Genomic DNA, 7,880 nt, shown 5'->3' with positions numbered 1-7,880 from the left:
TGTAAAGGCACGATGAGGTCTCTTCTGTTTTGTTAGCGCAACCAGTAGATCACACTTCATCGTGCTTTTCACTTTTGTGGGGATACCTCAGCCCAAAGGGAGAGGGGACTGTCACGTGCTCATGCCTTTCTCTTTCTCCCTCTCCCTTTGGGAGAGGGCCGGGGAGAGGGGTGAACGCACTCTGTAAGCCACACACTCCGCATGGATAAAGGCTTCCCAACGTAATTTTCCGCCCGCGATCTGGCACACTCATCCGCATTCCCTTATAATCCCCGCCCTTTGAAGGTTCTTTTTTAACCACCCGGAAGCACTATGAGCGCAATTTCCCTGATCCAGCCGGATCGCGATCTCTTTTCCTGGCCTCAGTACTGGGCGGCCTGTTTTGGCCCGGCACCGTTTTTACCTATGTCTCGGGAAGAGATGGACCAACTTGGCTGGGATAGCTGCGACATCATTCTGGTCACAGGCGATGCCTACGTCGATCATCCAAGCTTCGGCATGGCTATCTGCGGGCGTATGCTTGAAGCTCAGGGCTTCCGTGTGGGGATCATTTCTCAGCCTGACTGGAACAGCAAAGACGACTTTATGCGTCTCGGGAAACCGAACCTGTTCTTCGGTGTGACCGCGGGCAACATGGACTCGATGATCAACCGTTATACGGCTGACCGTAAGCTGCGTCACGACGATGCGTACACCGCCGATAACCTTGCCGGTAAACGTCCTGATCGCGCGACGCTGGTGTACACCCAGCGTTGTAAAGAAGCCTGGAAAGATGTGCCGGTGATCCTCGGCGGGATCGAAGCGAGCCTGCGTCGTTCTGCACACTACGACTACTGGTCTGATACCGTGCGCCGTTCGGTGCTGGTGGACTCCAAAGCTGACATGCTGATTTACGGCAACGGCGAGCGTCCGCTGGTGGAAGTCGCCCATCGTCTGTCGATGGGGGAGTTGGTGTCTGATATTCGTGATGTGCGCAACACCGCGATCATGGTGAAAGAAGCGCTGCCAGGCTGGAGCGGAGTGGATTCAACGCGTCTGGATACGCCGGGTAAAATCGATCCGATCCCCCATCCTTACGGGGAAGATCTGCCGTGCGCTGACAACAAGCCCGTTGAACCGAAAAAAGCCGAAGCCAAACGGATCACCGTGCAGCCGCCGAAGCCAAAGCCGTGGGAAAAAACCTACGTGCTGCTGCCGTCCTATGAGAAAGTCAAAGGCGACAAGGTGCTGTATGCGCACGCTTCCCGCATCCTGCATCATGAAACCAACCCTGGTTGTGCTCGCGCGCTGATGCAAAAACACGGCGATCGCTACATCTGGCTGAACCCGCCTGCTATCCCGCTTTCCACTGAAGAGATGGACAGCGTGTTTGCGCTGCCGTACAAACGTGTGCCGCATCCGGCATACGGCAACGCCCGCATACCTGCTTATGAAATGATCCGTTTTTCGGTCAACATCATGCGTGGCTGCTTCGGGGGTTGCTCGTTCTGTTCCATCACCGAGCACGAAGGGCGCATTATTCAGAGCCGTTCCGAAGAGTCGATCATCAATGAGATCGAAGCCATTCGCGACACGGTTCCCGGTTTCACCGGTATTATCTCCGATTTGGGTGGCCCAACGGCCAACATGTACATGCTGCGCTGTAAGTCGCCGCGTGCGGAGCAAACCTGCCGCCGTCTCTCCTGTGTTTACCCGGACATCTGCCCGCACATGGACACCAACCATGAGCCGACGATCAACCTTTATCGTCGCGCGCGCGATCTGAAAGGCATCAAGAAGATCCTCATCGCGTCTGGCGTGCGTTATGACATCGCCGTAGAAGATCCGCGTTATATCAAAGAGCTGGCGACGCACCACGTGGGCGGCTATCTGAAGATAGCACCAGAGCACACCGAAGAAGGCCCGCTGTCGAAAATGATGAAGCCGGGTATGGGCAGCTACGATCGCTTCAAAGAGCTGTTCGACACCTATTCAAAACAGGCCGGGAAAGAGCAGTATCTGATCCCTTACTTCATCTCTGCGCATCCTGGCACAACAGATGAAGACATGATCAACCTGGCGCTGTGGCTGAAGAAGAACCGCTTCCGTCTCGATCAGGTGCAGAACTTCTATCCGTCGCCGCTCGCGAACTCGACCACCATGTATTACACCGGCAAGAACCCGCTGAGTAAGATTGGCTATAAGAGTGAAGAAGTCTTCATTCCGAAAGGCGACAAGCAGCGCCGTCTGCATAAAGCCCTGCTGCGTTATCACGATCCGGCAGGCTGGCCGATGATTCGTCAGGCGCTGGAAGAGAAGGGAATGAAACACCTGATTGGCGGTCGCCGTGAGTGTCTGGTGCCTTCGCCTACGCTTGAAGAGATGCGTGAAGCGCGCCGTCAGAACCGCAACACACGTCCGGCGCTGACCAAGCACACGCCAGTATCGCATCAGCGTAATCCGGGTGCCGCTAAGCCGAATGCTGCCGCGAAGGGCAAGCCAGTCGCGAAGGGAAAACCTGTCGCTAACGGCAAACCTGCCGCCAGACGAGCAGCGAAGCCATAAAAGAAAGCCCGGTCAACAGACCGGGCTTTTGCATTACGCTTAACCACCAAACTGATCGGGGTCCGGCCCAAGCCGTTTTCCCTGATCCAGTTTGGCTATCTCGCCCAGTTCATCCTTATCAAGACGGAAGTCCCAGACGTTGTAGTTCTCAGCGATACGCGCCGGGGTGACCGATTTCGGGATAACGACCAGACCGCTGTCCAGATGCCAGCGAATGACAATCTGCGCTGGGGTCTTGCCGTATTTTTCCGCCAAATGGCGAATGATGGTTTGATCAAACACGCCTTCGCCGCCCTGAGCCAGTGGGCTCCAGGATTCCGTCTGGATCTTGTGCGTGGCGTTCCACGAATGCAATTGACGCTGCTGCATCAGAGGGTGAAGCTCAATCTGGTTGATGACCGGACTGACGCCCGTTTCATCGATCAGCCGTTGCAGGTGATTGATCTGGAAGTTACAGACACCAATACTCTTTACCAGCCCCTTTTGTTGCAGTTCAATCATGCCTTTCCAGGCTTCGACATAGTGATCGATAGCGGGAACGGGCCAGTGCATCAGATAGAGATCAACGAAATCGAGCTGCAGCTTATCGAGACTTTCCTGCAAAGCCTGAGCCGGACGCTTCTGGTCGTCGTTCCACAGCTTGGTGGTGATAAACAGTTCATCGCGAGCGACGCCTGCACTTTTCAGGGCCTTGCCTACGCCATCTTCGTTCTTGTACGCCGCGGCAGTATCAATCGACCGATAGCCGACCTCCAGCGCTTTATGAATGGCCGAAACGACTTCCTCGTTGCTTGCTTTCCACACGCCTAGGCCCAGCTGCGGCATGATGTTGCCGTCCTGAAGCTTAATCACAGTTGGATGTGTCATGCGTTCCTCCTTAGATAAAATCACCGGAGGACATACGCCCCTCCGGCAAATCAGTAACACTAAGTCTGGTCGAAATACGAGAAAACGAAAGGTTAAGCGGAAATCCCTTAGCGTGCCGCTTCGTAAATGCGACGGCTCACGTCGAGGGTAATATCCTGATGTTCACCGATTTGCGTCATGCCATGCTCTTCGAGTTTTTTCAGCAGCGCCGGGATAGTGCTGCCGTCCAGACCGTAGCCGGACAGACGAGTCGGTACGCCCATCGCTTCGAAGAAATTGCGAGTTGCCGCGATGGCTGCGTCGATGCGTGCATCTTCAGACCCTTCAGTGATGTTCCACACGCGCTCTGCGTATTGCAGCAGTTTGGCACGCTTAGTATCGCGTTTTTCATTCCACAGCGCAGGCAGAACAACGGCAAGCGTTTGAGCGTGATCCAGGCCGTGCATCGCTGTCAGTTCGTGACCCAACATATGCGTGGCCCAGTCTTGCGGTACGCCAGCCCCAATCAGGCCGTTCAGTGCCTGAGTGGCTGCCCACATGACGTTGGCGCGGACATCGTAGTTTTCCGGCTCTTTCAGCGCTTTCGGGCCTTCTTCAACCAGCGTCAGCAGAATGCCTTCGGCGAAACGGTCCTGAATTTTGGCATTCACCGGGTAAGTGACGTACTGCTCAACAGTATGCACAAACGCATCAACCACACCGTTGGCAACCTGACGCGGCGGCAGGGTGTAGGTGTAAACCGGATCAAGCACGGCAAAGACTGGGCGCACCAGCGGATTCATAAACGCCTGCTTGTCGCCAGTGGTTTTACGGGAAATAACCGCGCCCATGTTGGATTCGGACCCGGTGGCTGGCAGTGTCAGCACAGAACCCATTGGGATGGCACTTTCAATCTTGCTGCCGCCCGTTTGCAGGATTTCCCATGGATCAACGCCGTCTGCGTAATGTGCCGCCGCCGCGATGAATTTCGTGCCGTCCAGTACGGAACCGCCGCCCACAGCCAGCAGGAAAGTGATTTTCTCTTCGCGAGCGAGTTTGACAGCGTTCATCAGCGTTTCGTAAGACGGGTTCGGTTCAATACCGCCAAACTCCAGCACGTCCAGGCCTTTCAGGGCGCTAAGCACCTGATCCAGCACGCCGGTTTTCTTCACGCTGCCGCCGCCGTACGTCACCAGAACTCGTGCATCGGCAGGAATTTGCGCACGCAGGTCAGCGATAGCGCCTTGACCAAATAAAATGCGAGTTGGTGTGTGCAGGTCAAAATTAAACATAGCTTGTTCCCTTAAGTGCAGGTGAAAAATAGGGCAGACGCGGTGCTGCCTGATGGAGTGTATTGTGGTCTTCCAGGGGGCCAGTCTCAATGCATATTCCTGCCATTGTCTTGCCCATTTCTCCAGAGGGCTGGAGGAAATGAACAGTAACGTTCACACTGTGGTCATCGAAACCTGCCCGGAATGGTATCCAGAATGAAACGCGAAGAGACCTGTCTTCTGCTGACAGATAAAATTAAGCAGCTGAAAAACAATGAAGAAAAGCTCACCGCGCTGTTGCCGGATATCCGTCTTTTGTACGGCACGCAGCCCGGAACCCGCACGCCGGTGATGTACCAGCCCGGCATCGTTTTTCTCTTTTCGGGCCATAAAATCGGTCATATTAACGAACGAGTGTTTCGTTATGATGCCAACGAATACCTGTTATTAACGGTCCCGCTGCCGTTTGAGTGTGAAACCTTTGCCACGCCGGAAGTGCCGTTGGCGGGATTGCGCCTGAATGTGGATATCCTCCAACTGCAAGAACTGCTGATGGACATCGGCGAAGATGAGCTGTTTCAGCCGTCGATGGCGGCGAGTGGGATCAACTCAGCGACCTTATCTGACGACATTCTCTGTGCAGCAGAACGCCTGCTGGATGTGATGGAACGTCCACTGGATGCGAGAATTCTCGGTAAACAGATTATTCGCGAGATGCTCTACCACGTGCTGATGGGGCCGCGCGGCGGGGCGCTGCTGGCGCTGGTCAGCCGCCAGACGCATTTCAGCCTGATTAGCCGGGTGCTGAAACGTATTGAAAGCCAGTACACGGAAAACCTGAGTGTGGATCAACTGGCGGCAGAAGCGAATATGAGCGTCTCGGCGTTCCATCATAATTTTAAGTCAGTGACCAGCACGTCGCCGTTGCAGTACCTGAAAAGCTACCGCCTGCACAAAGCGAGAATGATGATGGTGCACGATGGCTTGAAGGCCAGCACTGCGGCGATGAAGGTCGGCTATGAAAGTGCTTCACAGTTTAGCCGTGAGTTTAAACGCTACTTCGGTTTAACGCCGGGGGAAGATGCGGCTCGCATTCGCGGGATGCAGGGTGTGTGATTTGAGCGTTGCCCCTCTCCCGTGGGGAGAGGGGATCAATAAACGTATGTATTTACTGTTTTTACTCCCTCTCCCTTGGGGAGAGGGCAGGGGAGAGGGGGAGAACCCAATCAGGCGTTACAGTACTTCTTCTTAATCACCACAATCACCGTGCCGAGCAGGCCGCAGACCAGCAGGAAAATCGGCAGGATCATCAGGAAGGTCATTACCTGATCTTCGTGGCGTTTCACGAACGGGATCATGCTCAGCGCATAACCGAAGCTGGTGACGACCCCGACCCACAGCACAGCGCTTAACCAGTTAAAGAACTGGAAACGGCGGTTGGACAGGCCGGAAATGCCCGCCATGGTTGGCAGAAGGGTGCGAACAAATGCGAGGAAACGCCCGGCCAGCAGCGCCAGTAAGCCGTGGCGATCAAACATGCATGTGGCACGTTCGTGATATTTAACGGGCAGTTGAGCCAGCCAGCCTTTGACCATTTTAGTGTTACCCAACCAGCGGCCTTGAATATAGCTTAGCCAACAACCCAGGCTGGCGGCGGCGGTCAGGATAATCAGGGTTGGCATAAAGCCCATTACCCCTTTCGCAATCAGGGCTCCCGCGAGCAGCAACAGGCTGTCTCCCGGCAGGAAAGACGCAGGCAGCAGACCATTTTCTAAAAACAGTGTCGCAAACATGACCAGATAAACCACCCCCACAACGTGCGGGTCCGCCAGCGCGGTAAAATCATGTTGCCAAAGCGCGGCGACAATCTCCTGAATAACAACCATGGACTTTCCTGTGGACTGACATTTTCTGTGTAGTGTACTCCTGAATCGCCCGAGATGCCTTGATCCCGGGCGCAACAATGCAGGCAGTTTTAGCGGGGACTGTCTGAAATTGTGTCCATTGGGTTGCCACTTTACACGATGCGTTCGAAGCCCGCAGACAAATCGTGGATAAGATCGTCAACATTTTCTAAACCGATATGCAGTCGTACCAGCGTCCCGCTAAAGTCGAGTTCCGCTTCGGGGCGGATGTCCGCCAGTTGCTCGGGCTGGTTGGCGAGGATCAGCGACTCGTAACCGCCCCAGGAATAGGCCATGCCGAAGAGGGTAAAATTATCCAGATAAGCCGCCAGCTCGGCATCATTGAGCCGTTTTTTGAGAACGAATGAGAACAAACCGCTGCTACCCGTAAAGTCTCGTTTCCAGAACTCATGACCTTTACTTCCCGGTAACGCCGGGTGATTGACGCGTTCAACCTGTGGATGCTGAGCTAACCATTCGGCAATTTTCAGGCTGCTTTCGTGATGCTGTCGTAAACGCACACCCAGCGTTCTCAAACCGCGGCTGGTCATGTAGGCGGTGTCAGCATCCACCATCTGGCCCATCAGGTACGCATTTTCACGCAGTTGATCCCAACAGCGAGCGTTAGAAACTGCCGTGCCGATCATTCCATCAGAATGGCCAATCAGGTATTTGGTCGCCGCCTGAATGGAAATATCGATGTCAAAATCCAGCGCTTTAAACAGCACGCCTGCCGCCCAGGTGTTGTCGATCATAATGATCGCTTCGGGTGCTACGCGGCGCACGGCAGCTACAATCGCTGGCACATCATGTACTTCCATGGTGATCGAACCTGGCGATTCCAGAAACACCACTTTGGTGTTCGGCTGAATCAACTTTTCGATATCAGCACCAATCAGCGGATCAAACCAGCCAGTGGTCACGCCCAGTTTGGCGAGAATTTTGGTACAGAAATCCTGGCTTGGCTCGTATGCGGTGTTGGTCATCAGGACGTGATCGCCCTGTTCCACAAAGGCCAGGATAGTATTGGCAACAGCCGCAGCGCCGCAGGGGAACAGCGCACAGCCTGCACCGCCTTCCAGTTCGCACATCGCTTCCTGCAAAGAGAAATGGGTCAGCGTGCCGCGACGGCCATAAAAGAGTTCGCCTTTGGCACGATTGCGGGTGGCATGCTTTTTGGCCTCCACCGTGTCAAAGACAAGGGATGAGGCGCGCTGAACCACACTGTTCACCGAGCCTAAGGTGTATTTTTTACTGCGCCCGGCGTTCACCAGCACGGTATCAAGTTGCTTATCGGACATGTTCGCGTTACCTG

Annotated in this window: 6 protein-coding genes; 2 read left to right on the top strand and 4 right to left on the bottom strand. The window is 54.8% G+C overall.

The window, feature by feature from the left end:
* Positions 1 to 312 precede the first annotated feature (312 nt).
* Positions 313 to 2,544, top strand: coding sequence for a YgiQ family radical SAM protein (locus ACI2I2_RS22225; RefSeq protein ID WP_404659940.1), 2,232 nt, complete (start codon positions 313 to 315; stop codon positions 2,542 to 2,544).
* A 39-nt stretch (positions 2,545 to 2,583) separates the two neighbouring features.
* On the opposite strand, the gene dkgA is transcribed toward ACI2I2_RS22225, so the two are convergent.
* Together dkgA and yqhD are read right to left on the bottom strand one after the other, a co-directional pair.
* Positions 2,584 to 3,411, bottom strand: a complete 828-nt coding sequence (dkgA, locus tag ACI2I2_RS22220) for a 2,5-didehydrogluconate reductase DkgA (protein ID WP_404659939.1) — start codon at positions 3,409 to 3,411, stop codon at positions 2,584 to 2,586.
* Between the two features lie 107 nt (positions 3,412 to 3,518).
* Entirely contained in the window at positions 3,519 to 4,682 is a 1,164-nt protein-coding gene (gene yqhD / locus ACI2I2_RS22215) for an alcohol dehydrogenase (RefSeq protein ID WP_404659938.1), read from the bottom strand.
* 195 nt (positions 4,683 to 4,877) lie between these two features.
* Here yqhD and ACI2I2_RS22210 point away from each other — a divergent pair, with 195 nt between their 5' ends.
* Positions 4,878 to 5,777, top strand: coding sequence for an AraC family transcriptional regulator N-terminal domain-containing protein (locus ACI2I2_RS22210; RefSeq protein WP_404659937.1), 900 nt, complete (start codon positions 4,878 to 4,880; stop codon positions 5,775 to 5,777).
* A gap of 110 nt (positions 5,778 to 5,887) precedes the next feature.
* On the opposite strand, the gene yghB is transcribed toward ACI2I2_RS22210, so the two are convergent.
* Positions 5,888 to 6,547: a DedA family general envelope maintenance protein YghB gene (yghB, locus tag ACI2I2_RS22205; RefSeq protein WP_404659936.1), complete on the bottom strand. Its 660-nt coding sequence runs from the start codon at positions 6,545 to 6,547 to the stop codon at positions 5,888 to 5,890.
* A gap of 131 nt (positions 6,548 to 6,678) precedes the next feature.
* Positions 6,679 to 7,866, bottom strand: coding sequence for a cystathionine beta-lyase (metC, locus tag ACI2I2_RS22200; RefSeq protein WP_404659935.1), 1,188 nt, complete (start codon positions 7,864 to 7,866; stop codon positions 6,679 to 6,681).
* Positions 7,867 to 7,880: the final 14 nt, after the last annotated feature.

This window comes from Scandinavium sp. NPDC088450, from assembly GCF_044900545.1.
Lineage (GTDB): Bacteria > Pseudomonadota > Gammaproteobacteria > Enterobacterales > Enterobacteriaceae > Scandinavium.
Note: the sequence above shows the minus strand (reverse complement) of the source record. Positions and strands in the feature narration are given on the sequence as shown.